The sequence below is a fragment of the Methylobacterium sp. C33D genome (genome assembly GCF_053345825.1).
Window position 1 is genome coordinate 1 of sequence record NZ_JBKFAV010000203.1, and the last position, 305, is coordinate 305.

General features: G+C 66.2%; 1 protein-coding gene. It reads right to left on the reverse strand.

Annotated features, from left to right (window positions below; translation table 11 throughout):
* Positions 1–304, reverse strand: a 304-nt coding sequence (locus ACLBXO_RS32040) for an argininosuccinate synthase domain-containing protein (protein WP_447687953.1), incomplete at its 3' end; no start/stop codon positions are given.
* Position 305 lies beyond the last annotated feature (1 nt).

Genomic DNA, 305 nt, shown 5'->3' on the forward strand with positions numbered 1-305 from the left:
CGATCTCGATCTGCTTCTTGGCGATCAGCGGCCGGGCGATCGAGGTGCCGAGCAGGTAGACGCCCTCGTAGACGGCGTGGGCCCGGAACATCGGGAAGACGTAGTCGCGGACGAACTCCTCGCGCAGGTCCTCGATGTAGATGTTCTCGGGCTTGATGCCGAGCAGCTCCGCCTTGCGGCGGGCCGGCCCCAGCTCCTCCCCCTGGCCGAGATCGGCCGTGAAGGTCACGACCACGCAGCCGTAGGTGGTCTGCAGCCACTTCAGGATGATCGATGTGTCGAGCCCGCCGGAATAGGCCAGCACG